The 23,840-nt window shown below is 48.0% G+C and carries 18 protein-coding genes; 11 read left to right on the forward strand and 7 right to left on the reverse strand.

Annotated features, from left to right (window positions below):
* Positions 1-24: 24 nt before the first annotated feature.
* From J2X05_RS05525 to J2X05_RS05545, 5 genes are all read left to right on the forward strand, one after another.
* Positions 25-723: a YfgM family protein gene (locus J2X05_RS05525; protein WP_310069805.1), complete on the forward strand. Its 699-nt coding sequence runs from the start codon at positions 25-27 to the stop codon at positions 721-723.
* On the forward strand, positions 720-1,946 hold the full coding sequence (bamB, locus tag J2X05_RS05530; protein WP_310069808.1) for an outer membrane protein assembly factor BamB: 1,227 nt from the start codon (positions 720-722) through the stop codon (positions 1,944-1,946). Before J2X05_RS05525 ends, bamB begins: the two co-directional genes overlap by 4 nt.
* Positions 1,947-2,107: 161 nt before the next feature.
* Complete coding sequence (gene der / locus J2X05_RS05535; protein WP_310071313.1) at positions 2,108-3,511, forward strand: ribosome biogenesis GTPase Der; 1,404 nt, start codon at positions 2,108-2,110, stop codon at positions 3,509-3,511.
* A gap of 180 nt (positions 3,512-3,691) precedes the next feature.
* Positions 3,692-4,891, forward strand: coding sequence for a PP2C family protein-serine/threonine phosphatase (locus J2X05_RS05540; protein ID WP_310069811.1), 1,200 nt, complete (start codon positions 3,692-3,694; stop codon positions 4,889-4,891).
* Positions 4,891-5,373: an STAS domain-containing protein gene (locus J2X05_RS05545; protein ID WP_310069813.1), complete on the forward strand. Its 483-nt coding sequence runs from the start codon at positions 4,891-4,893 to the stop codon at positions 5,371-5,373. Before J2X05_RS05540 ends, J2X05_RS05545 begins: the two co-directional genes overlap by 1 nt.
* A 25-nt stretch (positions 5,374-5,398) precedes the next feature.
* Here J2X05_RS05545 and J2X05_RS05550 read toward each other — a convergent pair whose 3' ends face one another.
* The 3 genes from J2X05_RS05550 to dusA form a co-directional block, all read right to left on the reverse strand.
* The gene (locus tag J2X05_RS05550; RefSeq protein WP_310069816.1) at positions 5,399-5,872 is read right to left on the reverse strand and encodes a tellurite resistance TerB family protein; all 474 of its coding nucleotides are present in this window, start codon (positions 5,870-5,872) and stop codon (positions 5,399-5,401) included.
* Positions 5,862-6,818 (reverse strand): transaldolase, encoded by a 957-nt coding sequence (gene tal, locus J2X05_RS05555; protein WP_310069818.1) that lies wholly within the window; start codon positions 6,816-6,818, stop codon positions 5,862-5,864. Before tal ends, J2X05_RS05550 begins: the two co-directional genes overlap by 11 nt.
* 134 nt (positions 6,819-6,952) lie before the next feature.
* The gene (gene dusA / locus J2X05_RS05560) at positions 6,953-7,969 is read right to left on the reverse strand and encodes a tRNA dihydrouridine(20/20a) synthase DusA (RefSeq protein WP_310069821.1); all 1,017 of its coding nucleotides are present in this window, start codon (positions 7,967-7,969) and stop codon (positions 6,953-6,955) included.
* 125 nt (positions 7,970-8,094) lie between these two features.
* Here dusA and moaC point away from each other — a divergent pair, with 125 nt between their 5' ends.
* Genes moaC through moaE form a run of 3 tightly spaced genes read left to right on the forward strand, consistent with a single transcriptional unit; the run spans position 8,095 to position 9,279 of the window.
* Positions 8,095-8,580: a cyclic pyranopterin monophosphate synthase MoaC gene (moaC, locus tag J2X05_RS05565; protein ID WP_310071317.1), complete on the forward strand. Its 486-nt coding sequence runs from the start codon at positions 8,095-8,097 to the stop codon at positions 8,578-8,580.
* Positions 8,577-8,825 carry a molybdopterin converting factor subunit 1 gene (gene moaD / locus J2X05_RS05570; RefSeq protein ID WP_310069825.1) on the forward strand — a complete coding sequence of 83 codons (249 nt, stop codon included), beginning with the start codon at positions 8,577-8,579 and terminating at the stop codon, positions 8,823-8,825. Before moaC ends, moaD begins: the two co-directional genes overlap by 4 nt.
* 1 nt (position 8,826) lies before the next feature.
* Positions 8,827-9,279: a molybdopterin synthase catalytic subunit MoaE gene (gene moaE, locus J2X05_RS05575; protein WP_310069827.1), complete on the forward strand. Its 453-nt coding sequence runs from the start codon at positions 8,827-8,829 to the stop codon at positions 9,277-9,279.
* A gap of 64 nt (positions 9,280-9,343) precedes the next feature.
* On the opposite strand, the gene fucP is transcribed toward moaE, so the two are convergent.
* Positions 9,344-10,666 carry an L-fucose:H+ symporter permease gene (fucP, locus tag J2X05_RS05580; RefSeq protein ID WP_310069830.1) on the reverse strand — a complete coding sequence of 441 codons (1,323 nt, stop codon included), beginning with the start codon at positions 10,664-10,666 and terminating at the stop codon, positions 9,344-9,346.
* A 277-nt stretch (positions 10,667-10,943) separates the two neighbouring features.
* Between fucP and J2X05_RS05585 the strand changes: the two genes are divergently transcribed.
* A complete protein-coding gene (locus J2X05_RS05585; RefSeq protein WP_310069833.1) occupies positions 10,944-11,975 on the forward strand; it encodes a LacI family DNA-binding transcriptional regulator in 1,032 nt (343 codons plus the stop codon).
* A gap of 72 nt (positions 11,976-12,047) precedes the next feature.
* Here the strand turns inward: J2X05_RS05585 and glk are convergent, their stop codons facing one another.
* A complete protein-coding gene (gene glk / locus J2X05_RS05590; protein WP_310069835.1) occupies positions 12,048-13,052 on the reverse strand; it encodes a glucokinase in 1,005 nt (334 codons plus the stop codon).
* A 569-nt stretch (positions 13,053-13,621) separates the two neighbouring features.
* Here glk and J2X05_RS05595 point away from each other — a divergent pair.
* Together J2X05_RS05595 and J2X05_RS05600 are read left to right on the forward strand one after the other, a co-directional pair.
* Positions 13,622-16,081, forward strand: a complete 2,460-nt coding sequence (locus tag J2X05_RS05595) for a glycoside hydrolase family 3 protein (RefSeq protein ID WP_310069838.1) — start codon at positions 13,622-13,624, stop codon at positions 16,079-16,081.
* A gap of 481 nt (positions 16,082-16,562) precedes the next feature.
* On the forward strand, positions 16,563-17,807 hold the full coding sequence (locus J2X05_RS05600) for an alginate export family protein (protein WP_310069841.1): 1,245 nt from the start codon (positions 16,563-16,565) through the stop codon (positions 17,805-17,807).
* Between the two features lie 109 nt (positions 17,808-17,916).
* On the opposite strand, the gene J2X05_RS05605 is transcribed toward J2X05_RS05600, so the two are convergent.
* Together J2X05_RS05605 and J2X05_RS05610 are read right to left on the reverse strand one after the other, a co-directional pair.
* On the reverse strand, positions 17,917-22,050 hold the full coding sequence (locus J2X05_RS05605) for a hypothetical protein (protein ID WP_310069844.1): 4,134 nt from the start codon (positions 22,048-22,050) through the stop codon (positions 17,917-17,919).
* 269 nt (positions 22,051-22,319) lie between these two features.
* The gene (locus J2X05_RS05610) at positions 22,320-23,600 is read right to left on the reverse strand and encodes a citrate synthase (protein ID WP_310069847.1); all 1,281 of its coding nucleotides are present in this window, start codon (positions 23,598-23,600) and stop codon (positions 22,320-22,322) included.
* Positions 23,601-23,840 lie beyond the last annotated feature (240 nt).

Below are 23,840 nucleotides of genomic sequence, written 5' to 3' on the forward strand. Positions count from 1 at the left end.
CGCTAAGGTCTACAGGAGTCAATTGTGAGCGTACATCTTTCAGAAGAAGAACAATTAGAAGTATTAAAGCGCTGGTGGAAGGATTACGGTAAAACCGTAATTATCGCCGTGTTGGTTGCTGTGGTTGGTTATTTTGGATACACCACTTGGCAGGACCAAAAACGTCAGAAAGCGGAAAAAGCGTCAGAAGTGTATGAGCAATTGCTCAAACTGACTAATGCTGAACCAGGTAAAATCCTGACGGATTCAGATAAAGCAACTATCGCTCACCTCGCTAGCGAGTTGAAAGACGGCAACAGTAAAAGTATGTATGCGCACAGCGCTGCATTTTTCCTGGCCAAGTTAGCGGTGGAAGATAATAAATTGGATGTTGCTGTGAGTGAACTTAAATGGGTTTTGTCTGCCAAACCCGATGCTGCGACTGAGCAACTTGCTCGTTTGCGTCTGGCTCGTGTATTAACGGCACAAAAAGTTTATGCCGATGCATTGGCACAATTGTCACCCGAGCCTGCTGCTGCGTTCACTTCCGAGTATGCAGAAGCGCGCGGTGATATCCTGAAATTGCAAGGTGATTTGGATGCGGCACGTACTGCTTACGAAAAAGCACTCGCAGCAACCGACCCTCAACAACAAGAGCGCTACATGTTATTGCAAATGAAAGTTGATGATTTGAAAGTGGATGGCCCTGTACCTGCAGCTCCGGCTGAGGAGAAGGCTCAATGATGCAAGTCTCTGTGAGGCACTTGAGCTGCTTGGTATTGCTTTGTGCATTCGCTATGTCCGGCTGTTCCTGGTTTAGTAAAAAAACCGGGAATGAACCCATGGAGTTGGTCGATTTTAAAGAGACATTGGATCTCGACAAGGTATGGAAACGCGGCATCGGTGAAGGCCAAAACAAAGGGTTTAGTAGCCTCACTCCGGCATTGGATGGCGATGCTATCTATGCAGTGGATTATGAAGGTCTGGTTGTTGCGTTAGACAGCAAAACCGGTAAAAAGCAGTGGTCGCGCAAAGTTAATAAATCGCAACAAGGCCTGTGGACCTGGTTAAAAAGTTTTTTTGTTGCAGGTGACCCCAATCGCCAAATCGTAGGTGGTATAGCGGCAGAGAATGGCCTGCTGTTGGTCGCAACTTACGCGGGCGAAGTGATGGCGCTTTCCAAAGAAACAGGTGATGAAGTATGGCGTAGACAATTACCGGGTGAAGTGGTTTCTGCTCCGCGCACTAATGGTAGTGTTGTTGCTGCACAAACCGTGAATGGCAAATTGTTTGCGCTGGATGCAAAAACCGGCGAACAGTTGTGGTTTTATGACAATCCACCACCGGTATTAACCTTGCGTGGAACTCCATCACCCATAGTGACAGATACCGCTATTTATTCCGGTTTTTCCAATGGTCGTATGATGGCATTTAATCCGGCCAATGGATTGATATTGTGGGAGCAGCGTATTGCGTCACCTAAAGGACGTTCCGAATTGGAGCGTATGGTTGATATCCATTCAAGCCCGTTGATTAAAGATGGTGTGATTTATGTAGGTACTTATCAAGGGCGTATCAGTGCCCTCGCTCGTGGTACTGGCAAACCTCTTTGGGGTCAGGATGGTTCTACCAGCGAGAGTGTGGCGCTGTCGGGCGATAAGTTGTTTGTCGCCCATGCCGACGGAAAATTGGTTGCATACAACTCAGTCACGGGTGAGCAGCTGTGGAGTAACGAAAAAATGCTGCGTCGTCTGTTAAATGGCCCGCAAGTGTTTGGTGATTATGTCGCAGTGGTTGATTTTAAAGGCTACATGCATGTTGTTAACCAAAGTGATGGTGAATTTGTTGCGCGCACTCGCGTAGATAGAAAGGGTGCCCGAGCACCAATGCTAACGGATGGCGAGACACTTTATGTTTATACCAATCGCGGCAAACTAATTGCATTTAGGGCGGAAAAGGACAAATAGTTTCCAGCTTTATTTATTAACACCAACCAGCCGCTTGAATTTACCTGAATCGAATAAGGTAAACTTCTCAGCGGCTGGTTTTGTTTTTTTACGTACATGAATTTATGCGGTGATCCGTTGCTGCAATCCCATGATTTTTCATCTCAATTGATACTTTTATGATAATCCCCGTAATAGCACTTGTTGGCCGCCCTAACGTGGGTAAATCCACACTCTTTAATCGTCTCACCCAGTCGCGTGATGCATTGGTGGCAGACTATCCCGGTTTGACCCGCGACCGTAAATACGGCGAGGGCGTATTGGAGAATCGCCGGTTTATCGTCATTGATACCGGTGGGATAAGCGGAGAAGAAGAGGGCATTGATAGCATGATGGCTGGCCAGTCTCTTCTTGCAATTCAGGAAGCTGACATAGTGCTGTTTATTGTTGATAGTCGTGTTGGTTTAAACCCTGCTGATGAAATGATTGCCAAGCATTTGCGGGTGAACAACAAAAAAACCTATGTGGTCGCTAATAAAATCGATGGCATGGATCCTGACATCGCACTTGCACCTTTTTATGAGTTGGGTCTGGGTGAGGTTCACCCTACGACTGCCAGCCATGGTCGCGGTGTTAGGTCCTTGATGGAGGAGGTGCTGGCTGATATTCCTGAACTGCCTGAGGACTATCAATCAGACGAGGCAACCGGGATAAAAATCGCGATTGTTGGCCGTCCTAATGTGGGTAAATCAACATTGGTTAATCGCTTGCTGGGTGAAGAGCGGGTAGTGGTTTACGACGAGCCGGGTACCACGCGCGATAGTACGTATATCAATTACACCCGCTTTGATAAGCCTTATACCCTGATTGATACGGCCGGTGTGCGCCGCCGTAAAAATATTGATTTGATGGTAGAGAAGTTCTCTATTGTTAAAACTATGCAGGCTATTGCAGATGCTAATGTCGTGGTGTTGGTAATGGATGCAAGCGAAGGTGTAGTCGAGCAGGACTTGCATTTGATGGGCACGACTATCGAAGCGGGGCGAGCGCTGGTTATCGCATTGAATAAGTGGGATGGCTTGGATGATGCGCACAAGCAGTATGTCAAAAGCGAACTTGAACGCCGTTTGCGTTTTGTGGATTTTGCGACTATTCACTTTATCTCAGCCCTCCACGGCACTGGCGTGGGTAACCTGTACAAATCGATTGAGCTAGCTTACCAATCCGCCACCGATAAATTCAGCACCAATTTCCTGACTCGTATCCTGCAAGATGCAGTGCGCGAGCATCAGCCACCAATGATTCAAGGGCGTCGCATCAAGCTACGCTATGCGCATCCGGGCGGGCATAACCCTCCTATTATTGTGATCCACGGCAACCAGACGAACGATATACCTAGCCATTACACCAAATACTTGGAAAAAACTTTCCGGCGTGTGCTCGATTTGCATGGCACACCGATCAGGATTGAATATCGCAATAATGAAAACCCCTATACTGAGCGCAAAAGCAAAATGACTCAGCGCCAACTGGTCGAGATGCGACGTAAAGCTGAACGCGACAAAAATCGTAGCAAGCCGAAATAGTCCAAGATTTAACGATTGTTGCCCCTTGGCGGTGCAAATAGAATGCAAACAAAACTTAATTAGCTAAGCAGGCAGGGCGTTAGTTGCTATGGCTTGCGCTCCTTAAGGTGAAGGAGTAGTGTTACGCGCCTTATCGATTGCCCTTAACTCAACTGTAGCCATAAAAAGTCCGAGCATAAGATGACACCCGCAAGCCGCAAGCTGCTTATCATCGATGACGATGCCCTTGTCCGCCAGAGTATTGTGACCTATCTGACGGACAGTGGCTTTTGTGTGTGTTCTGCCTCTGATGCCACCGCTGCACTTGATTTGCTCGCTAATCCTGACCATTCCCTTCCCGATTTAATCATCACTGATCTGCGTATGCCGAATGGCGATGGTTTGCAACTACTGCAGCTATTGCATGATCGCCATCCTTCGCTGCCGGTGATTGTTATCTCCGGCGCCGGTGTGATGAATGATGTGGTAACTGCGCTACGTTTAGGTGCGCGCGATTATTTGATAAAACCAGTGGTCGATTTGGAAGTGCTGGTTCATTCGATCAACAAAGTGCTCGACCGACAGGATTTGGAAGAGGAAAACCAGCGCTATCGAATTCAATTGGAAGACGCTAATCGGGAGTTAAAGGAAAATCTGCGCGTGCTTGAGCGCGACCAAATTGCCGGTCGACGGGTGCAGCGCCGTTTGATGCCTTCGGGCTTCACAACTGAAGAAGGTTATACTGCTGCCCATACCATCGTCCCATCCCTGTTCCTCAGCGGCGATTTTGTTGATTACGCCCACATCAAAAAACGCTATCTCGCATTTTATTTGGCCGATGTCTCCGGGCATGGCGCATCTTCTGCTTTTGTGACTATCTGGCTTAAACATCTGGTTAGCCGTATGGTGCGGGAAGAGGGGTTGTTTGGGGATGAAAGCTCTTTTGCGCAAGGTGCAGATGTCATGTTGCGGCAGATTAATCGCGAGTTGCATGACACACGCCTGAGCCACCACCTGACGCTTTTTGTGGGCGTAATCGATACGGTTACCCACCAAATGCATTACGTTGTGGCTGGTCATTTGCCGATGCCCATTTTACTCACTGATGCTGGCGTCGAATATTTGACCGGGCGCGGCAAGCCGGTCGGCATTTTCAAGGAAGTTAACTGGGAGGTTTACGAACGGCAGTTACCAGAGAAATTTGCTTTAGTCTGTTTTTCTGACGGTGTATTGGAAACCTTGCCACAAACGGAGTTACAAGACAAAGAAGCCCATTTATTAAAACTAATTGCTTCAAGTAGTGGCAGTTTGGATTCTGTCTGTAATACTTTAGTTATAAAAGAAGTTCGTGATAACCCGGATGACATTGCAGTCTTGTCCATCGCCCGAGGTGTTAGTTGATGAAAGCCGGCCAGATTTTAGTTGCCGACCACAATGGTGTTTATGTGATCAAAATGGTGGGCGATGTACGCCTGACATTGTGCATCTCATTTGATCAATTTATCGATGCCATGTTCAAGAGTGAGAGTTTTATCTCGGTACTCTTTGATCTGTCGGAGGCAGAGGCTATCGATAGTACTACTCTGGGGCTGATGGCGAAAATTTCTATCCTTGGGCAAGAGCGTCACGGCATTATGCCGGTGATTCTGGCGAGTAATCCCAGTATCCAGCGTATTTTGCAGACTATGGGTTTCGGCGATATTTTCACCATTGTCGATAAATTGGATGCCCCTGTGTTAGCCGAGCAACCGCTGAATTGTGTTAACTGTAATGAACAGGAAGTGAAAGAAAAAGTGCTGGAAGCGCACAAAATTTTGATGGGGCTGAACGCTAGTAACGCCGATACTTTCCGAAATTTGGTCAATATGCTCGAGAGCTGCTAATACCCTCCTTTATTTGAACGCTGCATTAATTTTCTGCGCTTAACAAACTCGCTTTAACCAGACTTTTGGCACGAATAAATTCGGTGTGTGGCACGTAAATCAAATCGGCCACTTTGCGAATAATATAATCCTCGTATTTATCCAGATCATTATCGGCATAAGCCATTTCCCACATGGCTTTCATCAGCTTAAATTTCTCTTCTGTCGTGCAATACTGATTAATAAGCTGGGTAAATTGATGCAGGGACGTTGCATGATTAGTTTCGTTTTTAGCAAGACTAATCAACTCTGTAAGCTCGTCAAGCGATAGTGAAAACTTACGCTCAAGAATGAGAGTGAGGTTGTGCAGCTCCACCTCGGAAAATTGATGGTCAGCCATTGCTACTTCAACCAGCAATGAGGCTACCGCCAATTGTTTCTGGTGATCAGATAATACGGGCGAACTGCCACCTGCGGGTTGCAGGTGGCGCTCGATAAAGCGCGAGAGTTTATTGAGCACGGGCTTTCAACAAATTCTCAAGATTGATCTGGTCTTTGACAAAACCGCGAATGCCTTCAGCCAGTTTTTCGGTCGCCATGGCATCCTGATTCAAGCCAAAGCGGAAGCTCGCTTCAGTTTCAAGGCGTTTGGCAATTGCGTCACCCGTGTTGTCCGGTGATAAAACGCGTTTCAATTCGTTTTTGTCCTGCTCCAACTCTTGCAGCAATTGTGGGCTGATGGTCAGGCGATCACAGCCGGCCAGTGCTTCGATTTCACCGATGTTACGGAAGCTGGCACCCATCACTACTGTTTTGTAGCCATTTTGTTTGTAGTAATTGTAAATGTGACGCACAGACACTACACCTGGATCTTCTTCAGCGGTGTATTCTTTTTTGTCAGTATTGGCTTTGTACCAATCCAGAATACGACCCACAAACGGAGAGATCAAAAACACACCTGCATCTGCACAGGCAGCAGCCTGGTTAAAACCAAACAGCAAGGTGAGGTTGCAATTGATGCCTTCTTTTTCCAGCACTTCAGCAGCACGGATACCTTCCCAGGTAGAAGCGAGTTTGATCAGAACGCGTGATTTATCCACACCACCTTTTTCATAAAGGCTGATGAGTTCGTGGGCTTTGGCAATAGAAGCTTTGGTATCGAACGACAGGCGTGCGTCGACTTCGGTTGAAATGCGGCCGGGAACGATTTTTAAAATTTCCAAGCCAATACCCACTGCTAAATGGTCGCAAGCAGCGCTTAATTGTTGGGCGCTATTGGTGATGCCTTTGCTGGCATTTATCGATGCCGTGAGCAAATCCTGGTATTGCGGCATTTGCGCAGCCTTATATACCAGGGATGGGTTAGTGGTGGCATCCAGCGGTTTGTACAGGCGGATGGCTTCGATGTCGCCGGTATCGGCAACTACATCGGTAAATTTTTTCAGTTGTTCAAGTTTGCTAGTCACAGTGGTAATCCTATCTCTGAAAGTACAAGTGGTTGATCTTCGTTTTATTGCCGTCAGATATATTATAGTCGTTATGACTTTATGCGGAAAGCAGTCATTTTTTATAAGCTGATAATTCAATAGTGTCGGAGGCCTTAAGCATTCCCGGCATCAACTGTATTTGCTAATGGTAACTCATTTAATGCAGCAAGGGCGCGCTCAAGTACCTCAATTCCTGCATCGGGTTTATGCGCCTGTTCGCTGATAATCCGGCGGAATTGGCGCGCGCCCGGCAGACCTTGGTAGAGCCCCAGGATATGGCGGGTCAGGTGATTAAGGCGAGCTCCTTTGGCCAATTCTTCAGTGCAATACAGCATAAATTTTTGCATGACCTCAGCGCGGCTCACCACGGGCTTGTCGATTCCGTAAATCTGTTGATCGACCTGCGCGAGAAGATAAGGGTTGCTATAGGCTTCGCGCCCGATCATCACTCCATCTACATGATCCAGCAGGTTTTTGCTTTGCTCCAATGTAGTGACGCCACCATTGATGATGATATTCAAGTGCGGAAAGTCTTGTTTCAGTTGATACACCTTATCGTACTGCAATGGTGGAACTTCGCGATTCTCCTTGGGGCTTAGGCCTTTTAACCAGGCTTTGCGCGCATGGACGATAAACGTGTGACAGCCAGTTTCTGCGATAGTGCTGACAAATTTAACCAAGCCTTCATAGTCGTCCATATCATCAATACCGATGCGGTGTTTGACGGTGACAGGGATTTTGACGGCGTTTTGCATAGCGGCGATACAATCGGCAACCAGTTCAGGCTCTGCCATCAAGCAGGCGCCGATCATGCCATTTTGCACGCGATCACTCGGGCAGCCGCAGTTGAGATTCACCTCATCGTATCCCCAATCTTCTGCAATACGGGCACATTCGGCGAGGGCGATGGGATCGCTGCCGCCTAATTGCAATGCCAGCGGATGTTCGCAAGCGTTGTAATCCAGAAACCGCGACTTATCGCCGTGCAAGAGCGCGCCAGTGGTAACCATCTCCGTGTAAAGCACTGCTTCTTTGGTCAGCAAGCGCCAGAAGGTGCGGCAGTCAGAGGTTGACCACTCCATCATGGGTGCCAAGGTAAAACGACGATCAAGAGTTTTGGTTGAAGTCATTAGTTGGTGGAATTCTGCTGCGAGGGAAATAAAAATGCGGCCATAGCCGACAGGTGTTTTATGATAACGATATTTACTTCCTGCTGCACGGTAAACTGCAGTTCATTGCATTGGATAAGTTCTCTATGTCACTAACCCATATAGATTCCCAAGGGCACGCCAGCATGGTGGATGTCTCGGAAAAACCTGCCAGCGTACGCGAGGCGCGCGCCTTTGCGCGAGTCTTGATGAAGCCGGAGACGTTGGCGCAAATTAAAGCCAATAGCCTTAAAAAAGGTGATGTACTTGCAGTTGCCCGCATTGCTGGAATTCAAGCAGCAAAAAAGTGTGCGGATTTGATTCCCCTTTGTCATCCATTGGCATTGAGTAAGGTCGCAGTAGATTTTGTAATTGATGACCAGCATTCCACCGTGGAAATCACCAGCTATTGCAAACTCACCGGGCAAACGGGCGTTGAGATGGAAGCGCTGACGGCAGCCAGCATTGCCGCATTAACGATTTACGACATGTGTAAAGCTGTCGATATGGAAATGGTCATTGAGCAGGTTTGCCTGCTGGAAAAATCTGGCGGTCGGCGTGGGCGTTATCTTAGGGGAGAGAGTGAGCAATGATCCGGGTTTTATTTCTCGCCCAACTGCGCGAGCAATTGGGCGCTGCTGAGTTACAAGTTGTGGCTGAAGATGTTGTTAGCATCGCAACCCTCAAACAATACCTTGTGGCTGGTCATCCGCATTGGGAACAATTTCTTTCCAATAGCAAACTGCTAGTCGCGGTAAATCACCAATATGCAAAAGCTGATGTGGCACTAAAAACAGGTGATGAAGTTGCTTTTTTCCCACCTGTTACCGGAGGCTGATATGTCTTTTTCGATTGCAGTGCAAACGCAGGATTTTGATATCGGGCACGAGTACGCTGAATTGGTTGCAGGTGATACTGCTGCAGGTGCAGTGGTTTTTTTTGTGGGGCGGGTGCGCGATATGAATCATGCGCGCGATGTAAAAAGTATGTCGCTCGAACATTATCCCGGCATGACAGAAAATATTTTGCAGAACATTCTGGATGAAGCTAACTCGCGTTGGGAATTAATTGCTGCACATATCGTGCATCGCGTTGGTGAATTGCAGGTGGGTGATCAAATTGTTTTTGTCGGTGTTACCAGTGCACATCGTGAACATGCATTTCAGGCAGCAGAATTCTTGATGGATTTTTTAAAAACACAGGCGCCTTTCTGGAAGAAGGAGCTAACTACACAAGGGTCTGTGTGGGTTGAAGAAAATGTTAAGGATGTTGATGCAAGCAAGCGTTGGTGAGTTCAATGGCTATATTCGACGCAAAAAAATGGGCGCTACTGCGCCCATTTTTATTATCGGAAAATTACAAATGTGCTGGCTCTGAAGCCGGAGCAGTTTTGTATATTCCAGCATATTTAATACCGAAATACATGATGTATAAATAGCAGGCAGCAGGCAGCAAGAAGGAGATTTGCAAGCCAAAGGTATCGGCTAAAGCGCCTTGTAGTAAAGGAACTAATGCACCACCAACAATTGCCATACACAAAACACCAGAACCTTGGCCAGTGAATTTGCCGAGGTTGTGCAATGCCATACTGAAAATGGTTGGGAACATAATAGAGTTAAACAAACCCACCGCGATAATCGCCCACATAGCCAACTTACCTTCAGTGAAGGTTGCGGTTAATACCAGCAATACAGCGCAGATGCAGTTGAATGCCAGGGTCTTGCCTGGGCTGATATAACGCATGACTGCAAAACCAATAAAGCGGCCAACCATTGCTCCGCCCCAGTAATAACTTACCAAGTGTGCTGCGTCTGCTTCTTTCAGGCCGGCAATATTTTCTTCGCCAAAAAAGTTAATCAATAAACTACCGATGGCGACTTCTGCACCAACATATAAAAATATCCCGATTGCACCCAGTACCAAATGTTTATGTGACAGTGCAGATTCTTTGTTGGAGGCCATATCACCGGATACACCCGGTTCGTCTTCGTGTTGAATTTTTGGCAATTTGGCAAAGGCAAAAAATAATGCCAAGCCAAGTAATGCAGCAGCAAGTGCAAGATAGGGGCCTTGAACAGATGCCGCTTCTTTTGCGCGGTATTCAGCAACTTCTGCCGCGGGTAATAAATTGAGTTGGTCTGCCGTTAACACCGCACCGCCCAAAATTAAAATCCCACCCAACCACGGGGCAATGGTAGTGCCTAAGGAGTTGAATGCTTGGGTCAGGGTTAAGCGGCTGGATGCGGTTCTGGCTGGGCCAAGCACCGTCACATAGGGGTTTGCAGCAACTTGTAAAATAGTGATGCCCGAGGCAAGTACAAATAATGCAAGCAGGAAAATGGCGTAGCCACTGGTTGCTGCAGGGTAAAACAACGCACAACCTGACGCGGCGATAATCAAACCGGCCACGGCACCGTTTTGGTAACCCAGCTTTTTGATGAGTGCACCAGCAGGTAAAGAGATAACAAAGTAGGCGCCGAAGAAGCAAAATTGCACCAACATTGCTTGGGTGTAGCTCAGGGTGTAGACACTTTTCAGGTGTGGAATCAAAACATCATTCATTGATGTTAATAGGCCCCACATAAAAAACAGGATAGTGATGATAATCAGGGGCACAGTATTGTTACCTGCGTCCACCGAGCTGTGTTGCGTTGATGAGCCTTGCGGAATGCTGGCCATGGTTCTACCTCTTGTTATAAAAATGGTCTGTCGTTGTCGTGGTCTTAAATTGACGATTGCCGATTAAAAGCGTGCGCCAAGCGCGCGGTACTATAATCCAAGCCTATAAGGCTGTCACATTGTTTGTTCCCGGTTTACAATCACACGCGCATTATTCATCTTGTAGTCATTTTGACTCATATTTGTTTGGTTAAATATTAACGGATAACTGCGCACGGGCATCCAATCAGAGTGCGCGATAACAATAGCGATAAAAATCAACCTTGAGGTGAGTACTGTGGCAAAAGCAACCATCGACGATGTGGCCGCTCTGGCGGGCGTGTCCATGAAAACAGTCTCTCGTGTTGTCAATAACGAACCTAATGTGCGCCCTGCAACTCGTGAAAAAGTTGAGGCGGCGATCAGCGCTCTGGATTATCGCCCCAATCAATCGGCGCGCAGTTTGGCAGGCAACCGCTCTTATTTGTTGGGGCTTATTTATGGGCATCCCAGTGCGCACTATGTGTTGGATATCCAGGAAGGGGTATTGGAAATTTGTCGCCCGCAACGCTACGAATTATTGGTGCATCCGGCCATTCATCGCGATCCTAATTTGATTAATGAAGTGACCGATATGATTTTGGAAAAGCGGGTTGATGGTGTAATGCTGACGCCGCCGCTATCTGACAATATGAACGTTATCAATTTATTGAAAAAAATGAATATTCCGTTTGTGCGTGTTGCACCGACGGAAAATAAATCTGCTTCTCCCTACGTTGAAACAAATGATGAAGAAGCATCCTACGATATGACCTGCCAACTTATCGCGTTGGGGCATACGCGCATTGGGTTTATCTGTGGTCATCCTGATCATCGTGCTATGTCATTACGCTATGAAGGATATAAAGCGGCCTTGGTGGAAAATGATTTGCCGCTGCTAAAAAATTTGGTAGAGCAGGGCGATAACTCATTTGAATCCGGTGAGATGTGCGGAAAAAAATTGTTGGCGGATGCCCAGCGGCCGACCGCTATTTTTGCGGCGAACGATGATATGGCGGCAGGGGTAATGATGGTTGCCCATCAGATGGGAATTAAAATTCCTGCACAATTATCGGTAGCAGGATTTGACGATACACCTGTTGCTCACCAAATCTGGCCGGCCTTGACAACAATTCGCCAACCTATTCGGCAGATGGCAAAAAAAGCGACCGATTTGTTGCTCAAACAATTAAAAGGACGCGAGATCCAATTACCTGCCAGTATGCTGAGCTCCAGTATTATTTCGCGCGAATCTACCGGACCGTTAATCAAACCTAAAGATAAGCATTAAAAATTCAACTTGCCGTCCCAATAAAAAATGCACCTGAGGGTGCATTTTTTATGGGCGAGATATTTGATTATTTTAGTGTGCTTTTAATTCTGGTGTATTGTGAATAAGCCAGGCGGCAGAGCCAACCAATGCCGCTTTGTCATTAACAATCAAGCGAATTGATATATCGCTAACATATCCAGCCATAGGGCCTTTGTTTTTATAGCGCTCAAGGAAATGGGATTCCGGCAACAAGCCCATCAGTTTGGGCGTGAGTCCACCACCAATAACAACACCACCGCGCGCACCGACGGAAAGTGCTTTATCTCCTGCTACTTCACCCAATACATCGCAGAAAGTCAGTACGGCTTCGCGGCATAGGGGATCTTCATTCGCAAGGCCTTTGGTGCTGACATCAGCAGGTGAATAGGGTTTTGCTTCAACACCTGAATTGTGTGCAAGGGCACGATACAGTGTCACGAGGCCGCCACCTGACAAAATGTTTTCAACCGATACGTGACTTTGCTCTTTCAATAGAAATGATTTGATATCCAATTCTTTTTCATTTGTTGGGGCAAAGCTGGCGTGGCCACCTTCGGTAGGGATAATCTTCCAATTATTTTGGCTGGGAACCAGCGCTGCCATACCAAAACCTGTTCCAGGTCCCATCACGACAATCGGTGCGTCAGGATTGGATTTATTGGATTCGTAGAGAGTGACTAATTCATTTTCTTTGAGGAAAGGAACTGCATATGCAAGAGAGGCAAAATCGTTGATGACATGCAGGGTTTTCATTCCCAATTGATCGCGCAGGCCGTGAATTGAAAATTTCCAATTCAGGTTGGTCATGGATGCCTGGCCATTTTCGATTGGGCCGGCAATCGCTAAACAAGCATAATCAGGTATATCAACCCCAAATTTTGCGCAGCAGGTTCTAATCATGGTGGCCATATCAACATAGTCGGCACACTTGAGCGTGATTTGGCGCTCTGCGGTGTAATTAATTTGGCCATTTGTGCCGATCTTTTCTGCATCAAATTCGACCAGTCCAAAACGGCCATTGGTGCCGCCGATATCTGCAACCAGTAAAAGGCTCATGTGACTCCTCAGCTTCTTTTATATGAAGATCAAATAGTTATAGGGGAATGTGTTGGATATAGTGGTTAGGCTCAGGAGGATAACATTAAACTGGATGGGCGGAAATTCACTTTTTACGCCCGATTGCTAAATTGATTTTGCACACTTTTTCATGCGCATATCTGGTGCTCATACAGGGGTTTATTTGTTAATTTTACGAATAAATACGATTTCTCAGGTTTAATATTGATTTGCATGCAGGTTGGCGCGCCCTATTGTTGACAGCGCTGTCAGCAAATAGTAGTTTGCGCCAGCTTGGAAGGGGTTGCTGGCTCGATTGATTGGCCGCAATTTAATAAGAGAAGTGATGTCACACAGGTGCTCAAGATGGGCATCCCGCACAAGTTACCCTGATTCGAGCGGTGTATCGGGGGTTATCTCAAGGAATCTTCCGTTCATTTATTCTGGCGGCTACACTCTTTGAGTGGGGCTTTGGCGCCACTTGGTGTTATTTAACCGTCAGGATTTTCGGCGTTACACAGTGTTGTCCCTACAATGATTTTTTAGATGCCCCCGACGGAGGTTGAAACGTGCAGTGGCCCAGCATCACCAGCAAGGTGAAAAAAGATCCAGCGCTTGAAGCGAAAATAGACGAATTGCTCGCGCAGTTAACTCTTGAGGAAAAAGTGGGGCAGATGATCCAGCCGGAGATTCGCCACTTGACTCCGCAGGATATTAAGGATTATCACATCGGCTCGGTGTTGAATGGCGGTGGCTCGGTGCCCAATGGCAACCGTTACTCAAAAGCTGCAGATTGGTTGGCGATTGCAGATGCTTATTATCAGGCGTCTATGGATACCAGCGATGGCAAAGTGGCTATCCCGATTATGTGGGGCACAGATGCAGTTCACGGCGTAGGCAATATTGTTGGTGCAACCCTGTTTCCGCACAACATCGCGCTGGGTGCCGCGCGCAACCCTGAATTGATTAAAGAGATCGGTCGTATCACGGCGACTGAAATTGCGGTGACCGGATTGGATTGGGATTTCTCTCCCACTGTTGCGGTTGCGCGCGATGATCGCTGGGGGCGCACTTACGAATCCTATTCCGAACATCCTGATCTTGTGCGCGAATATGCGGGCATGATGGTTGAGGGGTTGCAAGGTGAAGCCCATGACTCAGGCTTCCTCTCTAAATATCGCGTTATTTCCACTGCAAAACATTTTATCGCCGATGGTGGTACCCACAACGGTATCGATCGCGGTAACTGTCTCGATGATGAAGAGACTTTATGTCGTATTCATGCAGCTGGTTACTACAGCGCAATCGAAGCCGGTGTGCAAAGTGTGATGGCTTCCTTTAATAGCTGGCACGGCGAACACATGCATGGGCATCGCTATTTACTGACTGATGTATTAAAAAATCAAATGGGTTTTGACGGTTTGGTGGTGGGCGATTGGAATGGCCACGGTTTTGTTGCAGGCGCAACGGTATTGAATTGCCCACAGGCAATTAATGCAGGATTGGATATCTTTATGGTGCCCGATCCTGACTGGAAGCAGCTTTTTAACAATACTGTTGAGCAAGCGCGTACCGGTGTTATTCCGATGGCGCGTGTCGATGATGCAGTGCGCCGTATCCTGCGTGTGAAATTACGTGCGAATCTGTGGGAGAAAGGTCTTCCATCAACTCGCCCACTCGCAGGTAAAGATGAATTGCTTGGTGCACGTGAGCATCGTATTGTTGCTCGCCAAGCTGTACGCGAATCCATTGTATTGTTAAAAAACAAAAACAATATTCTGCCGCTGTCTGCCAAAGCAAATATTCTCGTTGCAGGCGATGGCGCAGACAATATCAGCAAGCAAACTGGTGGTTGGTCGGTGAACTGGCAGGGTACCGGCAATACTATGGCGGACTTCCCCGGTGCTACCACTTTGTGGGCGGGAATTCAGGATGCCGTTGCCAGTGCGGGCGGTAAAGTTACATTGAGTGTCGACGGTTCCTACAGTGAGAAACCGGATGTTGCTATCGTTATTTTTGGTGAAGATCCCTATGCCGAAATGCAGGGCGATATCCAACACCAATTGTTGAAAGCTGGCGATACCAGCGATTTGGATTTGCTCAAGAAATTAAAATCCCAAGGAATTCCCGTTGTGGCATTGTTTGTCACTGGTCGCCCCATGTGGGTGAACCGCGAACTTAATGCCTCTGATGCGTTTGCAGTTATTTGGCAGCCGGGTACAGAAGGTGCAGGTATCGCTGATGTGATCTTCAAAAATGCCGATGATCAAATTAATTATCCCGTAAAGGGGCGCTTAGCCTTCTCATGGCCCAAATCGCCGGATCAGGGCACGTTGAATATTGGCGATGAAAATTATGATCCATTGTTTGCCTATGGTTTTGGTTTGAATTATGGCGATACTGATACGTTGGGCGATGACTTGTCAGAAGAGGGGATAGTATTTGAGTCCAGTTCTGCGATATTGGAATTATTCAATCGTCGCCCCATGGGGGCGTACGGCATTATTTTAGAAGGTAAAAATAACGATCGCGCCAATCTAAATGGCAATATCGCCAGTGTGTCAACGCTAACGGTAACTTGTGTGGACCGCGATGTGCAGGAAGATGCGCGTCGGGCTGTGTGGAATGGTCAAGGTGAGGGGTTGGTTGCCATCTCAACGCTGAATCGTCAGGTGTTGAGTGATTACTATGAATCAGATTCTTCGTTGGTGTTTGATATAAAAGTGGATGCTGCACCTGTCGATAAGGCTTGGGTGCGCATTGGATGTGGTCCTTCTTGTTATTCACAAGTGGATATAACCCGGGAGCTTACCAGTATTGCTGGGGCTGGTTGGAAAACCTTAACCGTAGATTTGAAATGCTATCCGGACGCCGGCACTGACTTTGGATTGAAGCGCACGCCACAGGAGTTGTTTGCCCTCATTCTTGAGCCATTTACCTTGGTGGCCAATAATAAATTGGATGTTACTTTCGCACAGGTGCGTATTGAAAAAGGCTTGGCGCAAGGCGCCAGCGTACGCCTTAACTAAGTCTTTTTTGCCCGTTAACATGCAAGCCGCACAAGCAATTGTGCGGCTTTTTTGTGCCTGCTATTTAGGCACCCATTCACTTATTTTTTGTGGTTGCATCAAGTTTGTGCAAAGTGAAAAAGCGGCGTGCATTTTTGTGGGCGTTTATTGTGCGATAAATTTTATCGTGTTGGATTTAATTGGCGCGTAAAAAATTATGATGTCCCCATAAGGGTGCGCGTAAAAAAATGCGATTTTTTCGTGGTGTATTTTTTAACGTTTTATATCCCTTTGATTAATAATGATTTATTCCTTTGGGGATGGTTTAGAAAATCAATTGGCATAAGCCTTGCTCTAATGGATTTCAGTCACCGCCATGTTATGCCCATAAACATACAAGAAACTTTTTTAGTGCATAGCAAATATAAATTTTATATTTCAAATTTATTGGCAGGGTGCGGATTAACTACACACATTTATGAAAATCTTTGGAGAAGGCTCTATGAAAAAAAATACGATTCATCTTCTTGTTGCTGCGGCAAGTTCGCTGCTTTGTGCTGCTCCAAGTATTTCAGCAAAAACATTCACCGAATCTATGCAGCAGGGCAGTGTGATCAAGGTAAATTTTCGTACACGCTATGAAGATGTAACTGAAGATGTTCTAAATGCGCAGGGAAATAAATCTGGTGAGAAAGAAGCGAATGCCTGGACAACCAGATCGCGCTTGTCTTATCAGTCTGGTGCATGGAATGGTTTTGGTTTTACCGCGGAAATGGACAATGTGAGCGAGATGACGAATGAAGTCGATTATCGCACTGCTGGCAATGATCCACTGAATACCAATAAAGCAATCATTGCTGATCCCATCGGTACTGAAGTCAATCAAGGCTTTATTTCTTACACCACATTTAACAATCAAATTAAATATGGTCGCCAGCGTTTGATTCTCGACAACGCCCGTTTTATCGGTAATGTAGGCTGGCGCCAGAACGAGCAGACATACGATGGTGTCTCGCTCACCAACAAAGCAATTCGCTACACCAATTTTACTTATGCTTATATCAAAAACGTGAATCGTGTTTTTGGTGAGGCCAATGCCGGATTGGGCGATTTAAATATGAATAGCCACGTGCTAAATGCCAGCTACACCGGCTTTGATGCAGGTAAACTAATTGGCTATGCCTATTTGTTGGATGTGGAAAACCCCATCGCCCAATTTGGTTTAACCAGCGATACCTTTGGTGCGCGTTGGCAGGGTACAGTGGGTGAAACCTTTACCTACAACCTTGAATATGCAGCTCAACAAGATGCAGGTGCAAAAAAAGCGTTTGATGCTGATTATTTGTTAGCTGAAGGAACCTATACGGTTTCACGTTACAGCATTGGTTTGGGCTATGAAGTTTTGGGCTCTGATAATGGTGCTTATGGTTTTGCAACTCCCTTGGCAACCTTGCATGCATTTAATGGTTGGGCAGATAAGTTTTTAGCTACACCTAAGGATGGTCTTGAAGATAAATATGTAAACCTGGGTGTTACGTTTGCAGGTGCACAAGCGCTGGTGAGCTATCACAAATACGATGCAGATTTTGGCAGCGCCGATTACGGTGATGAAATTGATTTGAGCATCAGCAAAAAAGTAGGTGCCGTTGTGTGGACTGCAAAGTATGCGCAGTACGCAATGGGCGATGCTACCACCAAAATTACCGACACTGATAAATTTTGGGTAATGGCGGATTGGAATTTTTAATGCAATATTTTAAAAATTTTCGCTGAATGGATTATTGGAAAAGGATATTCAAATTTTTTTAATAAACCCTCGCCATTTGGTGAGGGTTTATTTTTTGGCAAACTGAAAGTTATTTGGGATGAGCATCCGAATTGGGTTTGTTCGCCTCGGTTTTATTCTCCAGTAAATCATTTTCTCCTTTGGGTGTAGCTGGCAAAATTGAATCCGGGGCATACCATAACGCATGGCAGCTCAGTTGCTGCCACCCCCAGCGAATCCAATCTAATAATGCCGACGCCAGCCATAGCGACCAGAGCAGCATGGCCAACTTATAGCTCCACAAAGGGAGTGAAATAATCCAGGCTTGCGGGAACTCACCCGCACTCTGGTCTTGGTACCAGCGCAGGTAATGCGCATTGGAACCATTTCCGGTGATGTGCATATCCGGGCTGGATAGCAAACTGTAGGGAATGCTGCCCAATAACATCAACAAGGTCACCAGCGATAGACAAAATAATCCCAGCTGCATCCACTTGAAGGTTCTGGCTGAGCTTATCTGTACCAATGTCCCGCGCTTGGTGAGCAGGATCAGCCAGATGGCGATCAGGGCGAGTACATAGAGATTGACTGTCGCCACCCCCAGGCTTAAGAGCACCCATTGATGGGTTTTCAGTGGTGTCAGTGGACTGCGCCCGAGCAGCAGTATCACGGCCAACATTCCCCAGAGCAATACCGCTGGCCCCATGCTGGGCCCGCCTACCAGCAGTGGCCAACGATCACCCGGCAAATCAATATTAATCGTCAGGTTGCTGCTATTGCTGCCCAGGTCGATTGCCGGGCTTATGGTTTTAAGGCGGGTGCCCTTGTCATCTTGCCAGCGAATTTCCAGTTCTTGCTCGCCGGGGTGCAGCGGGATTTTTACCCGGCCATTTACTGCCAACAAGGGCGCCTCATCCCCATCGATGCTAACACCTTCGAGGCTGGCTCCCTCCGGTAGGGCAAAGTCGTAGTGTCCTGCCTGGTTGGTGCGCAGGGACAGGCTCAAGGTGGAACTGCTGGCGCGATCGCCCAGCGTATATTTCAGCTGGGCCTGGTCAATTGTCATCGCACTGCCTGTTACTGCCTGCGGACGGCTGACGATAATGCTGATGCTTTCGTCTGGCCAGGGCTGCCAGACGGGCAGGTTGCTGGTTTGCACTGCAGGTATACCGGTTACCTGTGTGTGCCAGATGGGCGAGGTGTCCAAGACCCAGGTTTCCACCCAAGCCGGATTTGCCGGTGCTTTCAGTTCCAGTGGTGACTCTGCCTTGAGGGTGGAATACCAGAAGGTCGTTTGTTGATGGGAATCCAGTTGTACGGTGATTTTGCCTTTGCTGGTTTCATCACCAGTGATGCTGGTATCTCCACTGATAGGCGACTCACCGGGCAATAAGGGGATCTCCAGATTAATCATTCCCTGGGTAGGAGCAACCCGCTCTACGCGTGTTTCTACACGCCATTCCAGCCCCAATTGTAGTTGGCGCGTCACGGTCACAAAGGGAGCGATAGGGTCGGGTTGCAGGTGTTCAGCTTTGGTCAATGCTTCGCTGCGCTGAATACGGTTGAGCTGCAGTGAACTGCTGGCTTGGTTTGCCGTTGGTGCTCCCGTCAATTGCCAGCCATCTAATTGGCTGCCCAGGTTATGGAGGGGCAAGGGGAAGCTGAGGGTGAGGCTGTCGCGCCCCTTAATCACTGCCTCAAGGTGGAGCAAGTTGCGCCCTTTACGCAGATTGACCAGCAGCTGGCCATTGGCATTTTGTACCAGTGATGCCGGTTTATTGTCTATCAGCACCTGATTTGGCCACCACTGCTGCCGTTGGGCAGGCAGGGGCAGGGCGATTGCATCGGCGCTGTGGATGATGATATCCATTGCCAACTGTTCGCCATCGGCTTTCACTTGCAGGGATTCGATACTGGCGCAATCCGGCAGGCAGGACGCGGGCTGGGTAAGGCGCGTTTCCAGTTCTTTGAGTAAAGCAGTGGAAACCAGCACATCAGCTTGGCTGTTGTCGCTTTGGCTGATGCCGCAGCCAAGCAACAAAAGGGTGGGTAACAGCGTCCGGTTGCCCATTTTCCAGCTCGGTAGAGTGTGTCCGGTTTGCCGTAAGAATAATCGCAGCAACAGCGCACCCAGCAGGAGAGGGAGCAATAGGCTCAAGGCGCTGCCTGCGCGATTGATGGCGGGTGGCAGTAGATACAGGCGGGTAACTTCATCCGGTTTTACCGGCCCATTCCAGCGCAAATCGATATTGTGCCAATTCCAACCGGGAACTCCCGGGCCTGTCTGTACTTGTTGGCCTAAATCGTATTCCTGGGATACTTGTTGTTTAGGGCTGGAGAGCGAGGATCGGACGCCGGTGACAACTACCTCTTCTACCGCATCGGCTTGATCTGCGCGGTATTTTGTTTGGGGTGCTTCAACTCCTTTGTTATCCGAACTCATCATTACCAAGCCAAAGCCCCAACTGTTCTGGCTATCGTCGTAGTAACTCTCGCTGATATTGCGCCCCGAAAACTCCTGTTGGGGATAAAACACCTGCCGCGCCTGCTGCACACTAAACGGCAGCAAAAATAAGCCGAGCAAAATAAAGCTGGCATAGGCATAGCGCACCAACTGGGTTTTGAACTTGCCGCTGACCATGGGCAGTAGGGCCAGCAGGGCAGCGATATTTAGCCAGATAAACAGCGGTGCGCCGGCGCGATGGAAAGTGAGCAACAGAGTCAGCAGCGCCAATCCGCCCCAGAATGGGTTGGTGATGCGCACTACCGTAAAGGTGATTATCAGTACCAGGAAAATATCCCACAGGCTCCACTTGGATACCCAGCTACCGGATTCATAACTGGCTCCAGTCGCCGAAAGTAGCGACCAGCCCGGAGGCAAATGCAGTTGTGCATCAACCTCCGCAAAATCCACGGACCAGCCACTGACCGGAATTGCTGTGCTGCGCAGCAGGCGACTGATGCCGGTAAGGTCAAGTTCTCGGGTGCGAACTTCTACGCCGGTGTTGGCGTTGTCGGCAAGGCGGGTAACCAACTGGGGTACGTCATTGAGGGCGGCACTTTGCAACTCATAGGGTGGCAGCGTTTCCATGCGCCAGCCTTGTTGAAATTGTCCACTAATTTCGTCGCGCAGCGTAAAACCTTGACCATCAAAATCCAGCCAGATTTCTTTATCAAGTACCAGTTGGTTACTGCTATCGCCCGCACCGCGCTGCAACTCCTGCAATTCCATGGTGGTGTCCGGAGTGACCAAATAAGCGGGTAGTTCGCGCCATTCGTCAGGTAATTGAGTCTGGCTTGGGTCAATGCTGGATACGCCGGAAACTTGCAGGCTGCGCAGTGTTGGCTGGCTGGCGACTACCCATATTTCTTGTTGCGGCCAGTGCTCATCCAGCGCTTTGTAGCCCAAATGGGGCTGTGGTTGGGTGGACTGCATATGCAGTTCGATCTCCCAACTGCCCGGTTTAACTTGCACGCGCAGCTTGCCATCGGCTTCGAGGCGGGCAGGTAGGCGGCTGTTGAACAGAATTGGATTAAAGCCGGTGAGCAACATCTGCCCCAGTTGTATTTCGCGCTCTTTGCCGCTCACATCCAATTGTAGGCGGGTGCTGATTTTCAGAGGAATACCATCATCCAGTTTACGAAAAACGCGTACTTGCAAACTGTCTTGCTGCTGGGTTTCCTGCGCATTTTGTGTTGCGGTCAACCAGAGCTGGCTATCGCTTTCGAGTGATGGAGTGGCTACGCTCGTGCCGTTGAGTTGCAGCTTGATGATCCCGGATGCGGGTGGGATGCTCAGTGTGCGCGGAATACCGGTCCAGCGGATATCGCCTTGCAATGTATATCGGCCAGGTGGAAGGAGAACTTCGGGGATTCCGCCGCGCTCGCGGATGGCTAATTTATCCTGCATGAGTGAATTGCTGGTATCGCGCAGATTCTCAGGCCAGAAGCCGGTGCCGCCAGGCAGTCTGATCCAACTTTCGGTAAATGTTTCTATCCGCTGGGTAAACTGTACTCCCTGTGTATTGGCATCAATGTGCAATTCACTCGGCCAGACGCAAGAGCGTTGGGCATCGTTATATAAAAACGGGCAGTGGATTTCCGGGTGCTTTTTTAAGACCCAGCCCTGCCAATCTTGCAGTACAGTAGGAATTTCTGCTGCCTGTAAATGGCTGCCAACCAACAGAAAAAGGCTAATTAGAGCGCGGACCAAGGTGTGCGGCATAACAACTCCCTATGATAAAAAAGCGATGATTATTCGTGTAATAAAAACTTGTGGTTGCAAAAGCCTGTGTGATCTGTGGTGGGAGTATAGAGGGAATTTCTGAACCGGCGCTTTAGCATTTGTTTGAAATGGTGCGCGAACTGATTGAATTGCGGTGCGTGGGGGCGTTTCGGGGGCAGCGTCAATAAAAAAGGCCGCAGTTTTCAGTGCGGCCTTTTTTGTTTGTAGCTTTTACAGTGATTACTTTTTATGACTTACTTTTTTTGGCCTTACTTTTTTGGATAGTCGCGTTTCGGGCTGCCAGTGTATTGCTGACGTGGGCGGCCAATTTTGTAAGGGCCACTCACCATTTCATCCCAGTGGGAATACCAACCCACCGCACGACCCAAAGCAAAAATCACGGTAAACATTTCGGTTGGGATACCAATTGCTTTCATGATAATGCCGGAGTAGAAATCAACGTTAGGATAGAGCTTTTTGGATATGAAGTATGGATCTTCCAGTGCGATTTGTTCGAGGCGTTTTGCAATTGCAAGCAGTGGATCATTTTCCAGGCCTAATTCGGCCAGTACTTCATCGCAAGTTTGCTTCATTACTTTGGCGCGAGGGTCGAAGTTTTTGTAAACACGATGACCAAAGCCCATCAAGCGGAAGCCAGAGGTTTTATCTTTAGCGCGTGCAACACAAGCTTCGATATTTTCCACAGTGCCGATTTCTTCCAGCATCTCCAATACCGCCTCGTTGGCGCCGCCATGGGCAGGGCCCCACAAGGTTGAAATACCAGCAGCGATAGCGGCAAATGGATTGGTGCCTGAAGAGCCGGACAGGCGCACGGTAGATGTCGATGCGTTTTGTTCATGGTCTGCATGCAATACAAAAATACGATCCATGGCCTTGGCAATCGTTTTGCTCACGTTAGGCGCTTTGCCCGCCGTGCCAAAGGTCATGTTCAAATAATTCTCGGCATAGCTCAGGCTGTCATCCGGGGCAATAAACTCTTCGCCCTTGCGGTGTTTGTACACCATTGCCGACAAGGTTGGCATTTGACCAATCAATCGGTAAGCGGTCAGCTTGCGGCTTTCAGCGTTGGTAATATCGATTTCATCGTTGTATACCGCGGCCAGGGCTGCGACAGCACTACACAAAATCGCCATCGGATGGGATTCGCGTTTGAAGCTCTTGATGATATTGGCAATGGAGGGATCGACAGCGGAGTGTTTTTTGATCGCGGCAGTAAATTCGTCTTTTTGCGCCGGAGTTGGCAATTCGCCGTTTAATAAGAGGTAACAAGTTTCGAGATAATCAGAAGAGACAGCCAGTTGTTCAATCGGGTAACCGCGGTGGAGTAGCACGCCTTCATCGCCATCAATAAACGTAATCTTGGATTCGCATGAGGCGGTGGACATAAAGCCCGGGTCAAACGTGAAAAAGCCATTCTTGGTAATACTGGTGACGTCGATAACGTCAGGTCCGATTGTGCTGGCATAGATTGGTAATTCAATTGTCGAATCAATGCCATCAATCGAGAGATGTGCTTTCTTGTCAGTCATTACTGACTCCTGTGCTTACTGATTAAGACTAAAGGCTTGAGAAAAGCATGTTTCGCTCTACTCAACTGATAAAAACTGTAGGTAGCTTTGCGTTGTGCAAATAGCTCTACTTTTAATAGCGTCATAGGCCGGCTATGTTTTTTATGGACTAGTCGGTTTCTTATGGTGGGCCGACACTGCCGTTTGCGAGCGGCATTATAGATGACTTAATTGTTAAGGCGAAAGTTTTTGGCACATCTC

This window comes from Cellvibrio fibrivorans (assembly GCF_031457055.1).
In the GTDB taxonomy this organism is placed as follows: Bacteria; Pseudomonadota; Gammaproteobacteria; order Pseudomonadales; family Cellvibrionaceae; genus Cellvibrio; species Cellvibrio fibrivorans.